22 protein-coding genes are annotated in these 22650 nt (G+C 43.2%); 16 read left to right on the top strand and 6 right to left on the bottom strand.

The window, feature by feature from the left end; genetic code table 11:
* The first annotated feature begins 22 nt into the window (after positions 1-22).
* Together ASG46_RS03270 and ASG46_RS03265 are read left to right on the top strand one after the other, a co-directional pair.
* A complete protein-coding gene (locus tag ASG46_RS03270; protein WP_056703104.1) occupies positions 23-2689 on the top strand; it encodes a S8 family peptidase in 2667 nt (888 codons plus the stop codon).
* Between the two features lie 108 nt (positions 2690-2797).
* Complete coding sequence (locus ASG46_RS03265; RefSeq protein ID WP_007498435.1) at positions 2798-3280, top strand: hypothetical protein; 483 nt, start codon at positions 2798-2800, stop codon at positions 3278-3280.
* A 99-nt stretch (positions 3281-3379) separates the two neighbouring features.
* Here the strand turns inward: ASG46_RS03265 and mmuP are convergent, their stop codons facing one another.
* On the bottom strand, positions 3380-4783 hold the full coding sequence (mmuP, locus tag ASG46_RS03260; protein WP_056703100.1) for an S-methylmethionine permease: 1404 nt from the start codon (positions 4781-4783) through the stop codon (positions 3380-3382).
* Between the two features lie 46 nt (positions 4784-4829).
* Positions 4830-5768: a homocysteine S-methyltransferase gene (gene mmuM, locus ASG46_RS03255; protein WP_052320716.1), complete on the bottom strand. Its 939-nt coding sequence runs from the start codon at positions 5766-5768 to the stop codon at positions 4830-4832.
* Between the two features lie 336 nt (positions 5769-6104).
* On the opposite strand from mmuM, the gene ASG46_RS03250 reads away from it, so the two are divergent.
* The 4 genes from ASG46_RS03250 (at position 6105) to ASG46_RS21075 (ending at position 8108) form a co-directional block, all read left to right on the top strand.
* A complete protein-coding gene (locus ASG46_RS03250; protein WP_025206673.1) occupies positions 6105-6935 on the top strand; it encodes a YitT family protein in 831 nt (276 codons plus the stop codon).
* Positions 6936-7043: 108 nt separating this feature from the next.
* Positions 7044-7361 carry a PadR family transcriptional regulator gene (locus ASG46_RS03245; protein ID WP_025206674.1) on the top strand — a complete coding sequence of 106 codons (318 nt, stop codon included), beginning with the start codon at positions 7044-7046 and terminating at the stop codon, positions 7359-7361.
* Positions 7354-7941, top strand: a complete 588-nt coding sequence (locus ASG46_RS03240) for a DUF1700 domain-containing protein (RefSeq protein ID WP_017366536.1) — start codon at positions 7354-7356, stop codon at positions 7939-7941. Before ASG46_RS03245 ends, ASG46_RS03240 begins: the two co-directional genes overlap by 8 nt.
* On the top strand, positions 7938-8108 hold the full coding sequence (locus ASG46_RS21075) for a hypothetical protein (protein WP_017360401.1): 171 nt from the start codon (positions 7938-7940) through the stop codon (positions 8106-8108). Before ASG46_RS03240 ends, ASG46_RS21075 begins: the two co-directional genes overlap by 4 nt.
* Positions 8109-8289: 181 nt before the next feature.
* Here ASG46_RS21075 and ASG46_RS03235 read toward each other — a convergent pair whose 3' ends face one another.
* Complete coding sequence (locus ASG46_RS03235; RefSeq protein ID WP_056703097.1) at positions 8290-9507, bottom strand: multidrug effflux MFS transporter; 1218 nt, start codon at positions 9505-9507, stop codon at positions 8290-8292.
* 211 nt (positions 9508-9718) lie between these two features.
* On the opposite strand from ASG46_RS03235, the gene ASG46_RS03230 reads away from it, so the two are divergent.
* Entirely contained in the window at positions 9719-10255 is a 537-nt protein-coding gene (locus ASG46_RS03230; RefSeq protein ID WP_041508179.1) for a GNAT family N-acetyltransferase, read from the top strand.
* 57 nt (positions 10256-10312) lie between these two features.
* Here the strand turns inward: ASG46_RS03230 and ASG46_RS03225 are convergent, their stop codons facing one another.
* On the bottom strand, positions 10313-10519 hold the full coding sequence (locus tag ASG46_RS03225; protein ID WP_008342164.1) for a hypothetical protein: 207 nt from the start codon (positions 10517-10519) through the stop codon (positions 10313-10315).
* A gap of 114 nt (positions 10520-10633) precedes the next feature.
* On the opposite strand from ASG46_RS03225, the gene ASG46_RS03220 reads away from it, so the two are divergent.
* Complete coding sequence (locus tag ASG46_RS03220; protein WP_041508180.1) at positions 10634-11170, top strand: DUF402 domain-containing protein; 537 nt, start codon at positions 10634-10636, stop codon at positions 11168-11170.
* 37 nt (positions 11171-11207) lie between these two features.
* Here ASG46_RS03220 and ASG46_RS03215 read toward each other — a convergent pair whose 3' ends face one another.
* Complete coding sequence (locus ASG46_RS03215; RefSeq protein WP_056703094.1) at positions 11208-12839, bottom strand: S8 family peptidase; 1632 nt, start codon at positions 12837-12839, stop codon at positions 11208-11210.
* Positions 12840-13009: 170 nt separating this feature from the next.
* Between ASG46_RS03215 and ASG46_RS03210 the strand changes: the two genes are divergently transcribed.
* The 4 genes from ASG46_RS03210 to ASG46_RS03195 all read left to right on the top strand — a co-directional run bounded on the left by ASG46_RS03210 (position 13010) and on the right by ASG46_RS03195 (position 17499).
* Complete coding sequence (locus ASG46_RS03210) at positions 13010-14494, top strand: amidase (protein ID WP_045034636.1); 1485 nt, start codon at positions 13010-13012, stop codon at positions 14492-14494.
* A 43-nt stretch (positions 14495-14537) separates the two neighbouring features.
* Entirely contained in the window at positions 14538-15101 is a 564-nt protein-coding gene (locus tag ASG46_RS03205; RefSeq protein WP_056703092.1) for a TetR/AcrR family transcriptional regulator, read from the top strand.
* Positions 15102-15181: 80 nt separating this feature from the next.
* Positions 15182-16204: a quercetin 2,3-dioxygenase gene (locus ASG46_RS03200; RefSeq protein WP_056703089.1), complete on the top strand. Its 1023-nt coding sequence runs from the start codon at positions 15182-15184 to the stop codon at positions 16202-16204.
* Positions 16205-16365: 161 nt separating this feature from the next.
* Positions 16366-17499, top strand: a complete 1134-nt coding sequence (locus ASG46_RS03195) for a zinc-dependent alcohol dehydrogenase (RefSeq protein WP_056703086.1) — start codon at positions 16366-16368, stop codon at positions 17497-17499.
* 21 nt (positions 17500-17520) lie between these two features.
* Here ASG46_RS03195 and ASG46_RS03190 read toward each other — a convergent pair whose 3' ends face one another.
* A complete protein-coding gene (locus ASG46_RS03190) occupies positions 17521-17958 on the bottom strand; it encodes a MarR family winged helix-turn-helix transcriptional regulator (protein ID WP_007498406.1) in 438 nt (145 codons plus the stop codon).
* Between the two features lie 262 nt (positions 17959-18220).
* On the opposite strand from ASG46_RS03190, the gene ASG46_RS03185 reads away from it, so the two are divergent.
* The 4 genes from ASG46_RS03185 to ASG46_RS03170 all read left to right on the top strand — a co-directional run bounded on the left by ASG46_RS03185 (position 18221) and on the right by ASG46_RS03170 (position 22618).
* On the top strand, positions 18221-19729 hold the full coding sequence (locus tag ASG46_RS03185; RefSeq protein ID WP_056703083.1) for a class I adenylate-forming enzyme family protein: 1509 nt from the start codon (positions 18221-18223) through the stop codon (positions 19727-19729).
* 66 nt (positions 19730-19795) lie between these two features.
* Positions 19796-21178 carry an amino acid permease gene (locus tag ASG46_RS03180; protein ID WP_019743569.1) on the top strand — a complete coding sequence of 461 codons (1383 nt, stop codon included), beginning with the start codon at positions 19796-19798 and terminating at the stop codon, positions 21176-21178.
* A 100-nt stretch (positions 21179-21278) separates the two neighbouring features.
* Positions 21279-21644: a VOC family protein gene (locus ASG46_RS03175; protein WP_041508186.1), complete on the top strand. Its 366-nt coding sequence runs from the start codon at positions 21279-21281 to the stop codon at positions 21642-21644.
* Positions 21645-21757: 113 nt separating this feature from the next.
* A complete protein-coding gene (locus tag ASG46_RS03170) occupies positions 21758-22618 on the top strand; it encodes an alpha/beta fold hydrolase (RefSeq protein ID WP_041508187.1) in 861 nt (286 codons plus the stop codon).
* Positions 22619-22650 lie beyond the last annotated feature (32 nt).

The following is a 22650-nucleotide window of genomic DNA, read 5'->3' as shown; positions in this document are numbered from 1 at the left end:
TAAAAGATAAGGGGGTCTTTTCATGTTTAAAAAGCAGGTCAAATCCTGTGTGGTTGTACTCATGGCCATCATTCTATGTATGGCTGCATTACCTGGGTACGAGGCATCAGCAGTTAGTAAAGGCACAAGTGTCAATGAAGCCATTGGGTTGAAAGATGGTGAAGTCATTTCAGGTACATTACAGAATGAAAAAGAAGAGTCATGGTACCAAATTACGCCATCTGCAGATGATGTGGCAAAACATACACATATGCAAATTTCTGTCAAAAGCAAACAAGTGTTATCTGTATCGGTCTACCCAAGTAAGGATAGAGCGATGAAGGATGACACTTATTCGAGATATCGTGTGGACACAGCAAGTGGAGAGACAGAAATCAACTTCCCGCATGCATGGTCAGGTCCTTACTATGTCAAAGTGCTGTATTTAGGTTCAGAGGAAGACAGTCGTGATGAGGAAGAGGATGCAGCATATACAATCGGGTATAAAGGCGCGAATCTCCCGCCATCTGAACCGATTTTCCCTGAAGAAGAAGAACCAACGATCATCATTATTGAGAAAAAGCATGGACGTGAAATTCTACAATCCATTCGTACGATCGAAGACAAACGATTCAATGAAACAGCCGATGGTCAGAAGCTTACACGTCTGCTACAAAAAACAAAGCCGTTTCTCAAATCTAAACTCATCAACAATCAAAAAAAGCAGCAAACGGTGTACAATCATTTGCTTACATTAAAATCATTGCTGAATGACGTAGAGAAAAATGGTGCATTCAGCGGTCATATCGTCACAGAGAAAGAGCAACAGGCGATCCGTTCCCTTTTTGATATGCTCAAAGAGGCAAGTCCAGCCTATTTAAAAAAGGAATTAGAAGCAGTGGAGCAAAAAGTAGGAATCGATCAGCTTGAAGGAAAATCGATCGGTTATGTATTAGAGAAACAAAAGCTTGTTCCAGAAGAAAAGGTCAACACAAACAAAATCATCTTTAAATTAAAGGATGGACAAACGCTTCAATCCGCAAAAAAGAAAATGAAAAGCTACGGAATTCAAGAAAACCGTGTGACATCTCAGTCAGTAAATCCTTTATTTAAAGGAATGTATGTTTATGATGTACCGGCAGGGAAAGAATCAGCTGGCAAAACGCTGAAAGCAGGCAAAGCTGTGATCAAAAGCACGGCGAGAAAGCTTTCTAGTATGCCGAATGTTGAATTTGCAGAGCCTGTACAAACGTATCGTGCGCTCAGCAATGACGCGCAGTATAGTTACCAGTGGCCGCTGAAAAACAGTGCGCAGAACAGTGGGAAAAAAGGCGCTGATGTGAAGTTTGAACAAATGAATACATTGATTGGCACAAGCAAAATGAAGCAAACGTTAATCGCTGTTGTGGATACAGGTGTCGACAGCCGTTTGTCCGATTTAAGCGGAACGGTTCGCACAGACTTAGGTGCCAATCTCATTGGCCGTAATAAAGATGCAATTGATGACAATGGCCACGGTACCCATGTGGCAGGTATTATTGCAGCAAAAGCCGACAATCATTACTCCATGGCAGGGCTGAATCAACATACAGGGATCATCCCAGTCAAAGTGCTGGATGCGTATGGAAATGGAGATACAGAGCATATTGCTCTTGGCATTAAACATGCAGTGGACAAAGGTGCAAAGGTCATCAACATGAGCCTTGGCGGCTACTACAGCAAGGTCATTGAATATGCGATGAACTATGCTGCACAAAAAAATGTATTAGTGGTAGTGGCGAGCGGAAACGATGGCATTCCAGAAATGGGTTATCCTGCGACTTCCAAGTACGCCATGGCAGTTGGGGCAAGCAATCGCATGGATATTGCCGCTGAATTCTCAAGCTATGGGAAAGGATTAAGCATGTCTGCACCAGGGTCTGATATCCCAAGCTTAATGCCTGATGGGAATGTTTCATACCTGAGCGGGACATCAATGGCTACACCGTATGTTGCAGCAGCAGCAGGATTACTGCTTTCTAAAAATCCAACCCTGAAACCAAATCAAGTGAGAAATATTTTACAAAATACAGCGGATGATATTTCATTTAAAGCTGTTGATGGAACAGATGACATTTTCTATGATGAATATGACGAGCCTGTTGTTGATCCGAAAATTCCGGGTATCGATTGGATGACAGGACATGGCAGACTCAATGCTTTTGCCGCGTTAAGTGCTGTTGAATTAAACGCATCAGTTAACAAAGTAGAAGATCAGCATCAAAAGGTGACAGGAAAGGCGAAAGCCGGCGCTGCCATTTCTGTGTATAGAGGCAAAACCCTGCTTGGAAAAGGCACGGCAAGCAAAAAGGGAACCTTTAGTGTGAAGATCAAGCATCAAAACAAAAATAAAGTGCTTCACATCAAGATATCAAAAGGAAAGGCTGCAACTTCGCTCAAAACGGTCGTGAAAAAGGGCAAAGCGCCAGCAAAGCCAAAGGTGAATCGAGTAACAGTGAAAAGTAAAACGGTCAAAGGAACTGCGGGTGCAGGCTTGACAATCAAGGTGAAGAACAAATCAAAGAAAGTCATTCAAACGGTCAAAACCAATACCAAAGGCGCATTTACGGCTAAAATCAAGCCGCAAAAAGCCAAAACCGTCTTGTATGTGACGGCTTCAGATGTGAGAAAAAGAGAAAGTAAAGCAGTGAAAGTTGTTGTGAAAAAATAGTCTTGTAGCTTCCCTTTTGAATAAAAAGGGAAGTTTTTTGTTTTTTACTGGAAAAATGACAATAACTGTCGATAGTAATATAGTAGGAAAAAAAAGGAGGATTTATCGATGAAAAAAATCATGTTTGCTTTCTTTCTATCATTGCTTCTCGTTTTCCCAAGCTTTGCACATGCAGAGGAAACAGGAGCAGTACCAGCATCCGTACAAGTAACAGGCGTCACAGCAGCAGACGGTGGTATGGTCAATTACGGTTCTGGCAGTAAATATCGTGTAGGTTCATATTATCCAGCTACTTTTAAAGGAACATTAAAGGACACAAGTGGTCAACTCATGGCGAATCAGCCAATTCAGCTTTATTTCGAAGCAGCAATCAAATCATATGCTCAAACAGCGACAGGTACAACAGACGAGAATGGACAATTTTCACTAACGATTCAAGTTCCTGCAGGTGCAGGCTACCGTACATACAATAATGCAGGCTGGTCTACACATTACTACGATATCGTTCCAGTGACTTTCACTTCAAACGACATCACGCTATCTTCAAATGTGACAAGTGTGTACCATTTGGCATATACATCACGTTACTAATTTGCTAGAAGAAGAGACTTGGCGCAAGCCTGTCGTTTTCATAGAAAAAAGGATGTCAGTTAGTGATATCCTTTTTTGGGACAAACAAAAACCCTGGTGCTATACACCAGGGTTTTCTCGTTTTTTCTGAATCCATGTTGTCACGTAATAGGCAGCATAGCAGAGTGAGATAAAAGGGATACCGCAGATAAGAGCAATACGCTGATTTGGATCAAAAGCAATGCCGATCACAGATGCAAGGCATAGGAGGAAGGCAGCAATCGGAACCACCGGATAGAGCGGGGTTCGGAAAGATAAATCATGAAGCTGTCCGCCATCCTGTAAGAATTTTTTGCGAAACATGAATTGTGAAGCTGCAATTCCCATCCATACAACAACAACGGCGAGTCCAGAGATTGAAACAAGAACCAGATACACCGTTTCAGGTGCGATGACACTCGATAGCAAAGAGAGAATGCCCCCAATCATACTCAAAATGAGTGCATTCAAAGGAATTCCCTTTGACGTCAATTTTGCCAGCTTTTTAGGTAATGTTCGTTCTTCAGAAAGGGACCATAGCATGCGAGATGAGGCATATAGCCCTGAGTTTGCAGCAGATAAAATCGCTGTCAGAATGACAAAATTCATGAAATCTGCCGCATAAGGAATACCGATGCGGTCAAATACCACAACGAAAGGACTTTTGATCACCCCGGCTTCTTCTACTGGAATTAAGCCGGCTAAGACCACGATCGTTCCGACGAAAAACAGGACAAGACGTAGCACAGTCGTGCGAATCGCGCGGGGAATGGTCTCATCTGGATTGACACTTTCCCCCGCAGCAATCCCAATCAGCTCAGTACCCGAAAAAGCAAAATTAACAGCCAGCATGGTCATTAATATCGGTAAAAAGCCGTTTGGGAAGAGACCCCCATCTCCAGTGAAGTTAGAGAAGAACGGAGCGGCCTCACCGCCTTTTAGTGGAATCAATCCAAACATCGCCGCTCCGCCAAGAATAATAAAGAGAATAATAGCCATGACTTTAATGCTAGAAAACCAAAATTCCGATTCTGCAAAAAACTTAACTGTAAAAGCATTGAGTAAAAAGATGAGAAGCGCAAAAACACCGCTCCACATCCAAACCGATGTGTCCGGGAACCAGCGCTGCATTAAAAGACCTGCCGCTGTAAATTCTGAACCAAGTGCCACGGTCCATGTCAACCAATAAAGCCAAGCCACTGTATAGCCAGTGCCGGGCCCAATGTATTTTGTTGCATATGTGTGAAAAGCGCCTGTAACCGGCATTGCGACAGACAGTTCACCTAAACAGAGCATCACGAGGTACACAATTAATGCCCCAACCAGATAAGCCAAAATCGTTCCCGCAGGTCCGGCCTGATTGATCGTATATCCTGAGCTTAAAAAGAGTCCTGTGCCAATCACGCCACCTAAAGAAAGCATGAACAGGTGACGGCTTGTCATTTTTCGTTGATATTGTTGTGACTGATCTTTTGCTTGTTCCATGTCTTCCCGCCCTTTTGCTTAGAAGTATGTGTGTTGAGTCATGATGCTACGATGTTGCCTGTTTTAAGATATCGGTAATATCCTCTGGTGTCGTCCGGCAGCAGCCGCCGATGATTTGTGCGCCGTCTTTATACCATTGCTGCGCACATTCACCAAATGTATGGTGAGACGTATCGCCGCTCCAAACCTTTTCTTCAGGGTCATATAATTCCCCTGAGTTCGGATACACGACAATCGGTTTGCTTGTCCCTTTTTTCATCTCCTGAATGAGAGAAGACATATATTGCGGCGGTGTACAGTTTACGCCAACAGCAGCGATCTGCTCATATGGTTCGAGTGCTTGTACACAGTCTCTCAGCAGATCCCCTTCACTAATATGCTTACCATCCTTTGCGCTAAACGTGATCCACGCATACACACCGCTGAACTCATCCTGCAGCAGTTTAGCGATAGCGATTGCTTCAATGAGACAAGGGATGGTTTCACAAGCGAGAATATCTGCACCAGCCTCTACCAATGCTTGAATTCTTGGTCTGTGAAAATCAATGAGCGCCTGCTCTGTGAGTCCGTAATTTCCCTTATATTCTGAACCGTCAGACAAATAAGCGCCGAAGGGCCCCACAGATCCAGCGACAAATGGTTTTGCCCGCTCTTTATGTTGTGTCTCATCCTGCCAAAACTGCTCGCATGCTTCTTTTGCTAACGTGACAGATCGTTTCATTAATTCGATGGCTTCTTCTTTTGTATAGCCTTTTTCAGCAAAGCCATCAATTGTCGTTTGGTAGCTGGCTGTTGTTGCACAGTCAGCACCTGCTTGGAAGTAGTCCAAGTGTACTTGCTGAATCAATTCTGGCTGTTCAATGAGGATTTTGGCTGACCATAAACTGTCGTTTAAATCACAGCCCTTTCGTTCAAGCTCTGTTGCAAGTGCACCATCTAAAATCAAAGGTGTGTGAGCCTGTAAACGGCTTTGAATAGGATTCATATAAATCAAACAGCCTCCTTTGTCGATCGGAAATAATGGATATGATATGAGGCAGTAGTTTAAATGACTAAAGTGTTTTTGTCAAGGAGAGGAATAAGCATCACATGACGGGAAAACCCTGATAACATGCGGGTTTGAGTGCATAAACATACAGTTGAAATAATAGAAAACCAAGTCATTGACAGCCTCTAAAAAGAGATATATATTATGGAAAGGTTCATTTCAGAAAGCTTCATCAAAAGGCGCCGTCTTTTGATTTTTATTTTGTCCAACGACTGTCTTCTTTCGTGCAGAAAGAGGGTTTTTTATATGCTTAAAAAAGGAGGAAAGAAGAAATTGAAAAAATGTGTAAAAGATATTGCAATGATTCTCGTTGGTTCTTTTTTATTTGCTGCAGCTGTGAACATGTTTGTCATTCCACTTGAGTTTGGTGAAGGTGGCGTAACGGGGCTGTCCATCATTTTCTACTATATGTTTGAGATTGCGCCATGGCTGACAAACCTTGTGTTGAATGCGATTTTATTACTTGTGGGGTATAAATACTTGGACAAGAAGACCACGATCTACACAGTGGTAGCTGTCGCAAGTAACTCTCTATTTTTACATTTGACCACTACATGGGTGGTGAATGTCCATGAATTGATCATTGGTTCTATTTTCGCAGGGATCATCATTGGTATTGGCATTGGTCTTGTTTTAAGAGCGGGCGGTACAACAGCGGGATCTGCCATTCTTGGCCGAATTGCGAATAAGTATCTAGACTGGAACGTGAGCTACGCCATCTTGTTCTTTGATCTGATCGTTGTTTTTGCTTCTTACTTTATTATTGGTGCGGAAAAATTAATGTTTACGATTGTGATGCTGTATGTGGCGACTAAGGTGATGGACTTCGTCATAGAAGGGCTTAACACGAAAAAAGCGGTCACGATTATTTCTTCATGCAAAGATGATATTGCAGAAGAAATCAATCACACCTTGGATCGAGGCGTGACCATTTTAAACGGTCGCGGTCATTATTCGAAGGAATCGAAGGAAATTCTCTATGCGGTCATTCAAAAACAGGAGCTGATGCGTTTAAAGAAAATCATTAAGAAAATTGATCGAGACGCATTCGTTGTTGTCCATGACGTGCGTGATGTGTTTGGAGAAGGATTTGTGAATATATAAAAGTGAAAGGCCCTGTGGGGGTCTTTTTTTTTATGCTTTTACAAAATAAATACCTCTTGTCACATCATACTATGTATTGTATAGTATGAATAGTTAGGAGTTGTAATCATGAATGCACAATTAAAAAAAGGTTTACTTGAATTCTGTGTACTGGCGGTATTAAAGAAAGGCGATTCCTATGGTTATCAAATGATTAAAGATATGTCCCATTGTATTGAGATTTCAGAATCGACATTATATCCGATATTAAAGCGGTTAGAGCAAAACAATTATGTGGAGACCTATTCACAGGAACATAACAGTCGATTAAGAAAATACTACCGGATGACAAAGAACGGACGGGAGCATATCGCGCAATTTTTAGCGGAATGGGATCAAGTGATGGCGATTTACGACTTTATTTCTGGAGGACAGAGCAATGAATAAAAAAGAATTTTTAGCCAGCTTGGAGAAGCATCTGCATCGTCTAGGCGAAAAAGAAAGTGATCGGTTCATCGAGTATTACGATGAAATGATCGAGGATTATCAGGAAGATGGCTACAGTGAACAGGAGGCAGTTCATCAAGTCGGTCAGCCTGCCATCATCGCTGAAGGGATTATGAAGGAACAAGGAATCAAAACCGTTCAGGTGCCGACGTTTGGAGAAAAAGCCACAAGACTCTCCATCCTCATTTTGGGCTTTCCGTTATGGGGCAGTATTCTAGCAACAGTCTTCCTGCTGTTTCTTTCTGTGTATATGGTGATTTGGTGCATTCCACTCGTGACAGGTACAATGACGCTAGTTGGTCTGCTCGGCGGTTTTTGGAGCATCATTGGTTCACCGTTTATTTTTCAAGACGGTTTGCATGTGGTGGTGACGCAGATCGGAGTTGGTATTCTTCTATTAGGTGTCGGATTATTAAGCGGCATAGCCACGGCGTATTTGACAAAGCTATTTGTGCAAGGGACTGTTCAAACCACTAAGGCATTCATGGGAATGTTTAAAAAGAAGGTCGTGAGAGTATGAACGTGAATGATTTAAAAAAGCAATGCATCAAATGGGGGATCATCTTCACCGTTGCCGGAGGAATTGTCATGGCAATTGGTTTTGGACTTTCAGGCTTTGACCTAGATGCATATCAAAATAATGACCAGTACAATGTGTTCCGCACGATCAATTGGAGCAAGCCATAAATGAAAGACCCGCTTATGCGGGTCTCAGCGTGTATGCGCTTCGGTGCTCACGAATGTCAAATTCGCTCCGCGCCGATGCTCGTCCTTCCTAGGGCTGCAAAGGTTTTCTATCACGCTGAAAAGAAGACAAAGAGCCAAAATAAAGTTCATTTTAGCCCTTTGTCAACAATCTGCTACCCGCTTATGCGGGTCTTTTTTTCGCTCTGGCAACAAAGAAAAAATAACAGCACAGTGCGCCAAGGTCACAGAGCATAATAATCAGCCCCATGGGAAAGGCAGTCTGGCTTCCAGCTAAGCCGACAAGGGGTGTCATGCATGCGCCAAGAAGCATTTGTGCCACACCGATGAGGGCAGCGGCACTTCCAGCATGCGCACCGTGATGCTGCATCGCAAGAGAAGGAGCAGACGTGCCGACAATCCCAACGCTAGAGACCACAAAAAAGAGCGGAATGAGGATGCCATAAAGCCCTGCATCAATAGAGATCATCACACACAAGGTGACGCCTCCTAAAGCAGCTGTCAGCAGCCCAATGCGAAGGACTTTCTCCTCACCAATTTTCGCAGCAACGCGGGCAAATACTTGTCCGGCTGTGATGATGCCAAGACTATTCACCGCAAAGGCAGCACTGAAGCCCTGCGGAGAAAGGTTGAAAATCTCCTGCAGTACAAACGGTGATCCAGAGATATACGCAAACATGGCGGCGAAGACAAGCCCTTGCGAAAGAGCATATCCGACAAAGAGTCGATCGCTCGCTAGAATTTTCATCGCACCTAGGATCTGTTTGAAGCCTCCAGTCTGTCTACGTTCCACAGGTAAGCTTTCTTTCAATGAAAACATCGATCTTAGGAGCATGAGTGCCCCGAGGATTCCTAGCAGAACAAACACACCCTGCCACGTCGTGAACCGTAACATTTGTCCGCCCACGATCGGTGCCGCTGCTGGAGCCACTCCGTTGACTAACATGAGCAAAGCAAAGAATTTCGTCATTTCTGAGCCTTCATAATGATCTCGTACGATGGCTCGTGCAATGACAATGCCTGCTGATCCAGCAAGTCCTTGAATCAGCCTTAAAAGAATGAATGTCCAAATTGATGTGACCACTGTGCATAAAAGAGAGGCCGCAATAAAAATGATTAATCCAATCATGAGCGGCTTTCTTCTGCCGACTGTATCACTGATTGGACCTGCAATCAGCTGTCCAAGCGCAAGTCCAATCAAACAAGCCATGAGACTTAACTGAGACAGCGCCGTGCTTGCTCCAAAGTCACGGGCGATATTAGGTAAAGCAGGTAAATACATATCCATTGCCAGCGGTGCAAGGGCTGTTAAAGAGCCAAGAAGCGCGGCAAGGAGGAATCGATTTTTTTTCGATTCTTGGGGATAAGATAAAGAATTCATATGATGACACTCCTCGTATACGTCCTCAAATCAGCATAATGAATCAAGCTTTCCATTTCAATCAAAATTTTCAAAGAAAATTTCGTGCAAAATAATTGATCTTTAAAAGAAGACTCTTTACATTGAATGAGTAGAGAAAAGAATCAGATCATCGGCATGCAGTGATTGCATGATACGTATATCCATTCATAGACAAACAGGAGGTGCTGGCATGGAGCAGCAAGAGTTGATCATTCGTCAAGCGGTGAGTGAAGATCATGAGGCGATCACACATGTGCTGATCAAATCATACGCACAGTATGAGCCTCAATTTACAGAGGAAGGCTGGCAAAACTATTCTGCAGCCCTGCGAGCGGCTGTAGATAACCCAAACATGGAGTTGATGCTTGTGGCCGAGCTTGAGGGCAAGGTCGTGGGGACCCTTCAAATGTTCCGATCATCAGAACAGGCATATGACAAGCCGGAGATGGGCATTACTTCAGCGATTGTCCGGTTTTTAGGGGTAGATCCTGATGTGAGAGGAAAAGGTATTGCAGAGTCCTTGTTGCGTAAAAGTATAGAACTGACGCAATCGTGGGGCGAGAACGTCCTGTACCTTCATACGTCGGATAAAATGCAGGCCGCCATTCGTTTATATGAAAAAATGGGCTTTGAACGGGCACTTGATAAAGAATTTGTGAATCAAAATGGGACGCATGTGAAGAGCTATCAGTATGTGATCAAAAAAGAACAGCCGGCTGGCTCATAACACGCTGTATAAGAAGAGGAAGAGCATGTCCTGCATGGACGGGGCTCTTCCTCTTTCTCATGATACCCATACGTTCAGTGCCATATATGAAAAGCACCATGAGATTAATCCGAACATGACAAAGAATTTCAACACATGTTCATAAGGGGTCAGCTTTCGATCTCTTTTCGTTTTCACAAGCCGCCAGTAAAGGGCATAGCCACAAAAAACCAAGATGATTTGTCCGAGTTCTGCTACGGTTTCGATGATTGTGATTCCGTTCATTTGTTTTCACCTCACCATATGTCTTCCATAGGCAGCAGCAGTGAACCTTTATTTCTTCAAAAGAAAGCAGTGTATACTAGAATAAGAAGTAGATGCAGAAGGGGTTGTGACCGATTGTTTCCGCTATATGCAAATTCTTGGGATGACGTCATTGAGAGAAAAATCAAATACGATGATCAGGTTGTGGAACATACGTGTCAGCTGTTAGACGCACAGGAGCAGCAAGTCGTGTTGTTTCATAAAATTCAAGAACCATTTACAATGGTTGCTGGTAATGGCACTGTCACGATTCCAAAAGGGAGTTATACGACCGCCTATTATTGGACGGATCGGCCTTACAATGTATATTTTTGGCGGGATGATCAAGGCAATGAACTTGGCTCTTATTTGAATATCGTCAGACATACATGGTTTGAAGAACGGACGGTTGTTTTTGAAGATTTATTGATTGATCTACTCGTTCTTCCGAATGGTGATTTCTTTGTTTTGGATGAAGATGAACTGCCGGAGAGTTTAGCTTCCTTTGAACACGGCTCGGTTCATCGAGCACTCCGTGATGTCATCCATTCGTTAGCGCACATCCTCGATCAAGTGAGGATGGATGCGAAAGGGAAATATCATCACACTCTGTTTCAGAAGATGTTGAAATAGAAAAAACGATTCCTTGCTGAAAGGAATCGTTTTTTTATCAAACCTTGATCCGGTTTAGTCGTTTTTGTAAATCAGTTTTTGTTTTAGATGCTTTTAGTTGTTTGACCGCACTTTGAGCGGTTGCTTTTGTTTTCTTTGTTCGTTTGGCTTCGGCTTTTTTGACTTTTTGTTTGGCATCTGTCACTTTCTTTTGATAGGCGACTTGTTTTTTGACTTTGTCGAGCCGGTTTTGCAGGCTTGTTTTTTCTTTGCCTTTGGATAGCTTTTTAATGGCCGTTTGGGCACTTTTAATCGAGCCTTGGGTTTTAATTTTTTCAGCTGATTCGACCTTCGCTCGTGCGTCACGAATATCAATGGCTGTTTGGACTTTTTTGACTCGGTCAGTGAGTGCGGTTTTTTGCTTGCTGGCAGAGAGTCTGCCAATTTTCGTTTTGGCTTGATCAACATCTGTCTGTTTTTTAGATGTTTCGGCTGTCTTGACTGCGCTTGTCGCAGCCTTTAAAAAGGTTGACTGCGGCACATATTGCACGCGGCCATAGCCGAATTGTGGATCTTTTCCTTTTGCGCCAAGATCCACTGTATAGCTGCGCAATAAAGTGCGGAGCTGAACATTTGTTTTCTTAGGATGTAGCTGTTTTAACAGCGCCAGCATCCCTGTGACATGTGGTGCCGCTTGTGATGTACCCGTGGCATACCAATATTCATTTTTCAAATAGGTACTGATGACGTTCTCGCCGGGAGCGGAAAATTCAATTCCTTTCCCCGTATTAGAGATGGAGGCGAGTTTGTCTTTGTCAGTCGTTGCGGAAACAGCAATGACGCTATTGTATGCGGCAGGATAACTAATCCCATTCTTCTTTCCATCATTTCCACTTGCAGCAACGACCAGCAGTCCTTTTTTGTATGCTTCATCAACTGCTGAACGTAAAATCGGAATGTTATCTTCAAAAGCTAGACTTAGGTTGATAATGTCCATCTTATTGCTAATCGCCCAATCAATGCCTCGGAGCAGACTGTATAAGTCGCCTTCTCCCTTTTTATCTAAAACTTTTACAGCATACAGCTTTACACCAGAAGCGACGCCGACCGTACCGTAATCATTATTGAGCGCCCCAATTGTACCGGCGACATGTGTTCCATGTCCTTCATCATCTTTGTAAGAAGACGTGTAATCGACGAATGATTTACCACCGGCTACCTTTAAATCTTCATGTGGGAAAATACCAGTATCGAGAACGGCTACTTTCACATTTTTCCCTGTCACGCCTTCTTTGATTGCTTGCTTTACATTGAGCTTCTGCAAGTTATAAGATTTTTGTACCAAAGCATCCTGACCAGTAGTAGCAGCCGTTTTTTTTACGGTAGCAGCAGCGAGTTTGACCTTAACGTTTTTTGAAACATAAGCGATGTTTGGGTCTTTTTTAAGTGAGGTGACAGCTTGCTCATCTGCTGTCACTGCTACAGCTGGAAGATGTATGTATTGAGCGTTCACTTTTTCACTTTCTTGAATAGCCGTTTGTTTTCCTTTTTGATTTTTATAGACGATGATGACATCTGTTTCTTTTGGTGGTGCAGCTGCCTGCGAATGGAAGGGCAAAGCAGTTGTCAAAGCAAGAAGAAACGCGATGACCACGACGATTTTCTTTTTCAAGGCAATGGCTCCTTGCATATGAGGTGACCTCCGTCTTTTTTTCTTTATTATATCGGAGAAATAAGATAGATGGTTAGAAGAATCATAGTCTAGAAAGAAAGTTTTTTTCACACGTATCCCGAAATTGAATTTCATAGAATTCTAGTAGACAATAGAGAGATCATAATATGAGAAAGAAGGACATGCCGATGAATGTAAAAGAGTATATGACGTATGATGCGACGGGACTGGCGTCACTTGTGCAGAAAAAGCAGGTCACGCCCGAAGAGCTTGTACAAGCTGCATTTACTAGATTGGAAGAAGTGAATCCAGTACTAAATGCGGTGATTCATACTAGACGAGATCAAGTGTTCAAAGACATGAAGTCACTGGATGCGGATCAGCCGTTTGCTGGTGTTCCGTTTGTGTTGAAAAATATATCGCAGGGGCTGGAGCATGAACCTTTGACGGCGGGTGCTTTGCTGTTAAAGGATGTAAAGGCGCAAACAGATTCCCACTTTGTCCGTCGATTGAAGCAGGCTGGGCTCCTCATGATCGGTCATACGAACACACCTGAATTCGGATTGAGAAATGTGACAGAACCCTTTTTATATGGTCCGACGAGAAACCCTTGGAATGCTGACTATTCTCCGGGCGGTTCAAGCGGCGGGACGGCAGCAGCTGTGGCAAGCGGCATCGTACCTGCGGGTGGAGCGAGTGATGGCGGAGGGTCTATTCGGATTCCGGCATCCTTTACTGGTTTATTTGGACTCAAGCCAACAAGGGGGAGAACACCGGTCGGCCCGGGTGCAGGAAGGCAGTGGCAAGGAGCTTCCATTGACTTTACACTCACAAAAACAGTTCGAGACAGTGCAGCCCTGCTTGATTTGCTTCAAGTCATTCAGCCAGAGGCTGCGTTCCAAACGCCATTATATGACGGCAGCTATCAGGAGGATTTGGTGAAACGAACCTCTTCTATGCGAATTGCTTACAGTGTAGACTCTCCAGTAGGCACGAAGGTGAGTGAGGAAGCAAAGCAGGCAGTCTTAAACACTGTGAAATGGCTGAGTGAACAAGGGCATCAAATAGAAGAAGTGAAGCCGGACATTGATGGTGTCCATCTGATGCAGCAATATTACGTCATGAACAGCGGTGAAATGTCTGCCTTATTTACCTCTCTGGCTCGTTCATTCGGGCGTCCGGTGAAGCCTGAGGAGACAGATATTGTGGCATGGGTACTGGCGGAAGCAGGAAAAAATGTGACAGCTGCTGCTTATACAGAAAGTCTTGATGCATGGGATATGGCCGCTGCAAAAATGGCCGCATTTCATCAAACCTACGATCTATATGTGACCCCAGCTACTGCCTATTCGGCTCCAAAGGTTGGCGAGCTGATGCATAACGATCAAGAAATGGCTGCATTGTTACGTGTGTCATCCCTTTCAATGCAAGCACAGCAGGATCTGATTTATGAAATGTTCCTCAAGAGTTTGACCTACACACCATTTACACAGCTGGCTAACCTAACCGGCCAGCCATCTATGAGTGTGCCAGTTCATCTCACAGAAGCAGGCATGCCTTTAGGCGTACAGGTGACAGCACCAAAAGGAAAAGAGGACTGGCTGCTCAGACTGGCGTCAGAAATAGAATCATCCTCATTATGGAAAGGAACGCATCCATTACTGAATCAATAACAATGGCATCGACGTTGGTCTATGGAGGGAAGGAGTGTCACACGTGAGTACGAAGGACAAAATCATTCAAACGGCCGCACTTCTTTTACGTAAACAGGGGTATCATGCGACAGGGTTGAATCAAATCATTAGAGAGAGCGGCACGCCGAAAGGATCTCTTTATTATTACTTTCCAAATGGAAAAGAAGAGCTAGCCATAGCAGCCGTTGAATATATGAGTCAAAGGGTCATCGATCAAATTGAAGAAAGTTTTGCCTATTCTGATGACCCATATGTCGCCGTCGATCATTTTATGACAAATATCATTCGGGGTTTTATGGAGCAAGAAAGTGAAAGAGGGATACCGATTGTCTTACTGGCGGCTGAGTCAAAACCTGAACATACAAAACTTCATGCTGCATGCAAACAAGAAATGATCCGCTGGCAAGAGCTTGTCAAAGAAAAGCTGATGAATAGCGGATATGGTGAAACAAAAGCGGATGAGCGGGCATCTCTCCTTCATTCAATGGTCATCGGCGGATTATCAATGACTACTGCATTAAAGCAAACGACACCTTTAGAGCACGTAAAATGTTACCTTAGACACTTATTTATGCGAGAAGAGTAAAATCTCTCGCATATTGCCTATCTATTATATCAATTGGTCTATATAATAAAGATAGTCAATTAGTCATGAGGAGTGATGGGATGTCGGAGCAACCACAATCGATCAAGCAATCCGAAGATACCTCTTTTTATACCGTGTCTGGTTCGGGGGAGCTGTATGGTTTGGAAAATCAGCTTGTACATGTGCTGGCAGAAGCAAATCAAACAAATCAACTGTTTGAGCTTGTCTTAATCACAGGTGGGAAAGGTGCTTACTTTCCGCTGCATTGTCATGAGACGCTATTTGAAACCATCTTTGTGCTGGAAGGGAAGCTGGAAGTGATACTGGACGGTAAAAAGTATATGGTGACGGCCTGCGATTATATTCATATTCCGCCCAAAACAATTCATGGCTATAGAATGCATAGTCACAAAACACGGTTTATTTCTTATACACTGGGCGGGCAAATGACAGATGTCTATCAGCAAATCGGAAAGAGGCTGTTGCAGAATGAATGGCCGATGACTGATCACCCATTTGATGCAGACAGCTTTCATCAGGCTGAAAAAGAAAGCGATATCATGTTGATGCACGGCATTAGGGAGCTATCCAATACAACCAAGCCAGCTGTTTTGTTTCATAGTCAGCTCCCGCGCGCAGTGCAGCCATATGTGCTGGAGGCTGGTGAAGGAAAGCAATACATGGTCGAAGGTCAGCTTCATGAGCTGATTGCGACAACAGAAACAACAGGAGGCGGATTCAGTTATTTTGTGATTGAAGGGACAAAGGGAAAAGGCTTACGTCCGCATTATCATGAAGTGCATACAGAAGCACTTTATTGTGTTGAAGGCAGAATGAATCTTCAGTTAAACGGAGAAAATATTTGCTTGATGCCGGGGGATTTTGCTTATATTCCTCCGAATACCGTTCACTCGTATGAATTAGTGTCTCATTCAAATAAATTTTTGGTTTTGCTGCTGCCTGGCTATATTGAGCAAGTGTTTGAACAATTTGAAGAAGCACAAAGTCCAGGTATGTGCCCTTATTTTATACAGGAAGGGAACAGGATGGAGGATGGGGAGACCTCTGCTCAGTATGATTTGGTGTTTGTCGAAGAAAAATAGCTGTGTAACGCGTTACACATATTGAAGTAAACAACCTGCTGAATCAATCGGCGGGTTATTTTGTTTTCCCTTATGGAACAGCATCCCTATTCATATGCATGAACCATCCATTCAAGGTGAAGCTATAGAAATGCTGACTTGAACTAAAGGAGGAAATGCAAATGAGAGCTGTCACCTATCAAGGGAAAAGCCGCATTGCGGTAAAGGAAGTAGATGCACCATCTATACAAGATCGTGAAGATGTCATCGTTCGGATAACATCTACAGCAATTTGTGGGTCAGATTTACATTTATATCAAGGGAATTTCCCGCTTCCTATTGGCTATGTGATTGGGCATGAACCGATGGGGGTGGTAGAGGAAGTCGGGCCGGATGTCACTGCGGTGAAAAAGGGAGATCGTGTCGTCATTCCATTTACCGTGGCGTGTGGTCAATGTCATTATTGCCATCACCATTTAGAAAGTCAATGCGATCACTCAAATCCCCATTATGATTCAGGCGGACTATTTGGATACAGTGAGAAATATGGGAATTACCCCGGAGGACAGGCTGAATATTTACGTGTGCCCTTTGGAAACTATACACCATTTAAGGTGCCGGATGATTGTGAGTTAGAGGATGAACAATTGCTGTTTTTATCAGATGTTCTGCCAACTGCTTATTGGAGTGTAGAACACGCAGGTGTAAAAAAAGGGGATACGGTCATTGTGCTAGGATGTGGACCTGTTGGGTTAATGGCACAGCAATTTGCTTGGCAAAAGGGCGCAGAGCGGGTCATTGCTGTTGATTACATAGACTATCGCCTTCACCATGCAAAACGAATGAGCGGCGTAGAAGTATTTGATTTTACAGAAGACCCTGACATGGGAGAAACCCTAAAAGAGCTCACAAAAGGTGGGGCGGATGTTGTCATTGATTGTGTGGGGATGGATGGGAAAAAGTCACCGCTTGAAAAGATTGAACAGAAGCTCAAGCTGCAAGGCGGAACGATAGGGCCCATTCAAATTGCCACAAAAGCCGTGAGGAAATGCGGGACTGTTCAGCTGACGGGTGTGTATGGAGGTCTTTACAATATGTTCCCATTGGGTGCTTTTTTCGCAAGAAACGTCACGCTGAAAATGGGACAGGCGCCAGCGAGAGGGTACATGTCAAAGCTTTATCAAAAAGTGACAACCGGGGAAATTGATCCTAGAGCGATCATCACACATCAATTGCCGCTAGATGACGCAGCTCATGCGTATCACATATTCAATGAAAAACAAGATGATTGTATAAAAGTCATCTTAAAGCCATAAAAAGAAGGCTTAGGATATTTCCTAAGCCTTTAATGTGCGCTCGTCCATCATTTTTTCGATTAATTCAAAAAATGTTTTTTTATCTTCTTCTGATAGGTGATTGAACAGTTGATTGACAAGCAGCTGACGATTGTCGATCATTTGTCTGGCGATTTGTTCACCTGATTCAGATAGTGTAATCCATACCGTACGGCGGTCATTGTTATTTCTAGAGCGGATAATCAGCCCTTCATCTTCTAAGTGATTGAGAGCGGTTGTTGTTGCGGAGGGAGATAATGAAACTTCCTGCAGAATATTTTTCACAGTACATGATTGATGGCGGTAGATGATGCGTAAAATAAACCCTTTTACATTCGTGACGTTTTTCGGGATATTCTCTTCATCTATTCGTTTCGTCGCCTTTAAATACTTTGTCAGTGCATGGTCTAACAAACTTGCCTCTAGCTCGAAATGTTGCATTCTCCATACCTCTTTTCCTATTGCATTCGCATTTTCCGATCAATTACTAGGTCTATCTTATCATAATAAGCATCATCATTTAAACCAAAATGGAAGACGGCTATAAAATTACCTATATTATCAATTAATAAAAGGAACAATTCCAAAATGAAATGATTTTACTTTCACCTTTTTTTATTTTAGAATGTGAATGAGATAAAATCTGCCAATCCAATTCTCTGGAAATTGGCTATTGGACATCAAACGTTTGGAGATGAAGATATTGAATACTTTACAGGCATTACTAAACGACAGAATGGAACGCTCTTCACAAATTGAAGCGGTAACTGGCGGAGGTGTGTCTTATACATTTGAAGAATATGCAAAACGCATTGATCAGCTAGCGCATTACTTACATCGTAAAGGAATTCGAAAAGGTGACCGGGTGTGCTTTATTTGTCAAAACCATCATCACTTTTCTACGATTATGCTGGCAGCCATTAAAGCAGGTGCAGTCGCCGTACCGCTTAGCTGGCAGCTTACCTCTTTTGAGCTAGAAGGTATCTTGAAAAAAGCAGAGCCAAAGGCTTTATTTTTTGACCGTGAATTCCGTGACATCATTGCGGCAGTGAATGTGTCTTTAGAAGATTGTCTCATGGTGGAATCTGGTGTCAATGCGAAAACAACACAGCTGTTTGAAGACATATTGGCGTCTAATGATGGAAGTGATCTTGCTGAAGAGGTATCAGAAGAAGATTTGGCCATGATTTTATTCACCTCAGGTACAACAGGCAATCCAAAAGGCTGTATGGTCGGACATGGACGAATCTATCAATTTTTAACAAGACGTGGGAATCGAGGATTTGATCTGAAAGGAAAACGGTACTTGGCAAGTCATCCGCTGTATCATATGAGTTCTATTAATCACTTGATTGCAGCTGCAATTGAAGGGTATACGTTAGTCTTCTTACATGATGCAACACCGAAACGCATTTTAGAAACGATTGAGAAAGAAAGAATTACGTTTATGATGGCTTTCCCATCAGCTTATACGTACATGCTAGAAGAAATGAAGCGCGGCTCGTACGATCTCTCATCTTTTGAAATTGCAATTTCTGGTGGTACGAAGGTACCGGTACGCTTAATTAAAGATTACAAAGAAGTAGGCATTCAGATGATGCATGGCTATGGAAGTACAGAAGCGTGGGTTGTGAGTGCGTGGCATCCAGCGATGGGCGAGGATAAGATGGGCTCTGCTGGTAAAGTGGATCCGGATGTAGAAGTCAAAATCGTGCATCCTGAGACAGAGGAGGCGCTGCCAGCTGGAGAAATTGGTGAGGTCGTCATGAGAAGCCCATTTTATTTCTTAGGCTACTATCATCAACCTGAAGCGACAGAGAAAGTGCTCAAAGATGGCTGGTTCCATATGGGGGATGCAGGCTATCTGGATGAAGACGGTTTTCTTTATATCACAGGGAGATACAAAGATGTGATTCTATACGGTGGGGATAATATTTATCCTGACCAAGTGGAAGAGGTCATTGATCAAATTCCAGGTGTAATTGAATCTGCTGTCATTGGGGTACCAGATGACTTATATGGTGAAGTACCAAGTGCGTATATCGTAAAAGACGAATCTGTCGATTTCTGCGAAGAAGATGTGTTGAATTACTGTAAGGAACGTTTAGCAGATTACAAAGTGCCATCCATTCATTTCACGCAGGATCTGCCAAAAAATAAACTTGGTAAAATCATGAAGAAAGATTTACGTGAATTGGTTGTGAATGCGTAGGACCTATTCTGCTATAATGAAATTTGAATGATTTTTTGTTTTTCTAACGTTTTGGAGGGAAAGGGTTTGCGACATATACTTCGTAAGAAACACATTCACGATTTGTTAGAACAGAGCAGACAGCAAAAGGTAAAGAAAACACTGGGCGGGCTCGATCTCACGCTCCTTGGCATAGGGGCTGTGATTGGGACGGGGGTCATGGTGTTAACCGGAATTACAGCAGCTAAGGATGCAGGACCGGCTGTTATTTTCTCCTTTGCGATCGCAGCGATTGTGTGCAGTTTAGCAGCACTTTGTTATGCAGAAATGGCTTCCGCGCTGCCTGTGTTCGGCAGTGCGTACATTTATTCATATACCACAATGGGTGAACTCGTAGGTCATCTCATGGGATGGACGTTATTATCTGTTTATATGCTGACTGCTTCAGCTGTAGCGAGTGGCTGGTCGAGTTATTTTAACAGCCTGCTGGAGGGGTTTGGAATCTCAATTCCACATCAATTTTTAGCTGGTCCAGAACAAGGCGGATATATGAATTTGCCAGCAATTATCATTGCTTTACTCATTGCGTGGATCCTATCTAGAGGAACGAAAGAAAGTAAAAAATTCAATAATATCATGGTGTTTGTGAAACTTGGCATTATTGTTCTTTTCATTGTAGTAGGTGGTTTTTATGTAGAGCCAGCCAATTGGCAGCCGTTCATGCCGTTTGGTACGGAAGGGATTATTGCTGGAGCCGCTGCTGTGTTTTTTGCCTTTTTAGGATTCGATGCCATTTCGGCTTCTGCAGAAGAGGTGAAAAATCCACAGCGGAACCTGCCAATTGGCATTATTGGTTCATTGCTCATTTGTACGATCATTTATATTGTCGTTTGTTTGGTCATGACAGGCATGGTGCACTATACGAAGTTGAATGTGACAGAGGCGATGTCTTATGTATTGCAAAGTGTCCATCAACATAGCGTGGCTGGTATTATTTCTGTCGGTGCTGTGATTGGATTGATGGCTGTGATTTTCGCCAATAATTATGCGGCAACTCGAATTGCTTTTGCGATGGGGCGGGACGGGCTCTTGCCTAAAGTGTTTTCTAAAACAAACAAAAGTGATACACCGGTTGCCAGTATATGGGTGATTGGCGGGATGACAGCTGTTATTTCAGGGTTTATTGATTTGAAGGATCTGTCCAACCTAGCCAATATCGGTGCATTATTAACGTTTGCGATGGTGAGCTTATCCGTACTCATTTTGAGAAAGACACATAAACAGCTGGAAAGGGGATTCCGGGTTCCGTTTGTACCAGTTTTGCCAATTATCTCGATGGGGTGTTGTGTGTTTCTGATGCTCAATTTACCAGGCCGGACATGGCTGTACTTCGGGGTTTGGCTGATTATCGGTGTCGTCATGTACGCAGCGTATTCTAACAAACACAGTGAATTAGCGAAATCTGCTTGAGAAAAAGGTGCAAATCCGTTGACGATTTGTGCCTTTTTTCATACGATTTGGGATAAGCTATATAAGAGATAATGAACGGAACAAGAGGAGGATGAGGGAAATGATCAGCGTTAGTCCTTATATTGTCGTAGAAGACGTCAAAGAATCTCTTCAATATTATCAAGGAATTTTTGGCGGAGATATTCGTATCTTAAATGAACATGAAGATCGTGTATTGCATGCTGAGCTACACCTTGGAGAATCACTGCTCCACTTTTCAGATACATTTGGCCGCACACCAAAACCGGAGAATCTTCGATTGATCATGCAGTTTGACAATGAGGAAGAGTTAAAGGCTGTATACGAGGCGCTTGAAGCTGACGGAGATGTCCTTGTGGAATTACAGGATACGTTTTTTGGCGCACTTCATGGACAAGTACAAGATCGGAAGAATGGTCTGATATGGGTGTTGAATTATATGAAATAAATAAAGACCTTCACCCTTGTGAAGGTTTTTTTGTGAGTGTTTTTATTTTCTGAAAAATGGAAAATATGCTATGTTGGAAGAATGATAAGACATGGGGAAAGGGTGGAAAAGGAATGGATCAAGTTGAGTTTCAATATATTCAAACAAACGGCATAAAGCTCCATACGGCAATGGCTGGTCCTGAAGATGGCCCACTGCTGGTTCTGCTGCATGGATTTCCTGAGTTTTGGTATGGTTGGAAAAATCAAATCCTCCCCCTGGCTGAGGCGGGGTATCGTGTCGTTGTTCCTGATCAAAGGGGATACCATCTGAGTGACAAACCAGAAGGAGTCGAATCATACGTCTTAGACAAATTAAGAGATGATATCGTGGGATTAATTAAGGCGCTGAGCCCAAATCAAAAGGCTATTGTCGGCGGACATGATTGGGGCGGAGCGGTTGCTTGGCACCTTGCTTCAACCCGTTCTCAATATGTAGAGAAATTAATCATCGTCAACATGCCGCATCCCCGTGTGATGATGAAGGTCCTTCCGTTTTATCCGCCGCAGTGGAAGAAGAGCTCTTATATCGCGTTCTTTCAGCTTCCAAATGTACCAGAGGCAGCCCTTCAAGAAAATCACTTTCAAAGACTGGATGAAGCCATTGGACTGTCTGCTAGACCTCATTTGTTCACGAAGGAAGATGTCTCAAGCTATAAGCTGGCATGGACGCAGCCGGGAGCCATTACGTCCATGTTGAATTGGTATCGAGCGATTAAAAAAGGCGGCTTTGAAAAACCGATTTCCAAACGAATTCTCGTGCCTGTCCGCATGATCTGGGGAATGGAGGACAAGTTTCTAAGCAGAAAGCTCGCAAAAGAAACGATTAAGATTTGCCCAAATGGACAACTGATTTTTGTCGATGATGCGACTCATTGGATCAATCATGAAAAACCAGATGTCGTGAATAAGCTCATACTCGAATTTTTAACATAAAGAAATAAGCTCTGATCATATGACCAGAGCTT

The sequence above is a fragment of the Bacillus sp. Leaf49 genome, assembly GCF_001426125.1.
Classification (GTDB): Bacteria; Bacillota; Bacilli; order Bacillales; family Bacillaceae; genus Bacillus; species Bacillus altitudinis.
The sequence above is the reverse complement of the archived record's forward strand: the minus strand, read 5'-3'. Positions and strand labels throughout refer to the sequence as shown.

What these genes read in the sequence shown, in the direction of transcription:
- ASG46_RS03270 (WP_056703104.1), top strand. Translation starts at nt 23, where the DNA reads ATGTTTAAAAAGCAGGTCAAATCCTGTGTGGTTGTACTCATGGCCATC.
- ASG46_RS03265 (WP_007498435.1), top strand. Translation starts at nt 2,798, where the DNA reads ATGAAAAAAATCATGTTTGCTTTCTTTCTATCATTGCTTCTCGTTTTC.
- mmuP (WP_056703100.1), bottom strand. Translation starts at nt 4,783, where the DNA reads ATGGAACAAGCAAAAGATCAGTCACAACAATATCAACGAAAAATGACA.
- mmuM (WP_052320716.1), bottom strand. Translation starts at nt 5,768, where the DNA reads ATGAATCCTATTCAAAGCCGTTTACAGGCTCACACACCTTTGATTTTA.
- ASG46_RS03245 (WP_025206674.1), top strand. Translation starts at nt 7,044, where the DNA reads ATGAATGCACAATTAAAAAAAGGTTTACTTGAATTCTGTGTACTGGCG.
- ASG46_RS03240 (WP_017366536.1), top strand. Translation starts at nt 7,354, where the DNA reads ATGAATAAAAAAGAATTTTTAGCCAGCTTGGAGAAGCATCTGCATCGT.
- ASG46_RS21075 (WP_017360401.1), top strand. Translation starts at nt 7,938, where the DNA reads ATGAACGTGAATGATTTAAAAAAGCAATGCATCAAATGGGGGATCATC.
- ASG46_RS03235 (WP_056703097.1), bottom strand. Translation starts at nt 9,507, where the DNA reads ATGAATTCTTTATCTTATCCCCAAGAATCGAAAAAAAATCGATTCCTC.
- ASG46_RS03230 (WP_041508179.1), top strand. Translation starts at nt 9,719, where the DNA reads ATGGAGCAGCAAGAGTTGATCATTCGTCAAGCGGTGAGTGAAGATCAT.
- ASG46_RS03225 (WP_008342164.1), bottom strand. Translation starts at nt 10,519, where the DNA reads ATGAACGGAATCACAATCATCGAAACCGTAGCAGAACTCGGACAAATC.
- ASG46_RS03215 (WP_056703094.1), bottom strand. Translation starts at nt 12,839, where the DNA reads ATGCAAGGAGCCATTGCCTTGAAAAAGAAAATCGTCGTGGTCATCGCG.
- ASG46_RS03210 (WP_045034636.1), top strand. Translation starts at nt 13,010, where the DNA reads ATGAATGTAAAAGAGTATATGACGTATGATGCGACGGGACTGGCGTCA.
- ASG46_RS03200 (WP_056703089.1), top strand. Translation starts at nt 15,182, where the DNA reads ATGTCGGAGCAACCACAATCGATCAAGCAATCCGAAGATACCTCTTTT.
- ASG46_RS03195 (WP_056703086.1), top strand. Translation starts at nt 16,366, where the DNA reads ATGAGAGCTGTCACCTATCAAGGGAAAAGCCGCATTGCGGTAAAGGAA.
- ASG46_RS03190 (WP_007498406.1), bottom strand. Translation starts at nt 17,958, where the DNA reads ATGCAACATTTCGAGCTAGAGGCAAGTTTGTTAGACCATGCACTGACA.
- ASG46_RS03175 (WP_041508186.1), top strand. Translation starts at nt 21,279, where the DNA reads ATGATCAGCGTTAGTCCTTATATTGTCGTAGAAGACGTCAAAGAATCT.
- ASG46_RS03170 (WP_041508187.1), top strand. Translation starts at nt 21,758, where the DNA reads ATGGATCAAGTTGAGTTTCAATATATTCAAACAAACGGCATAAAGCTC.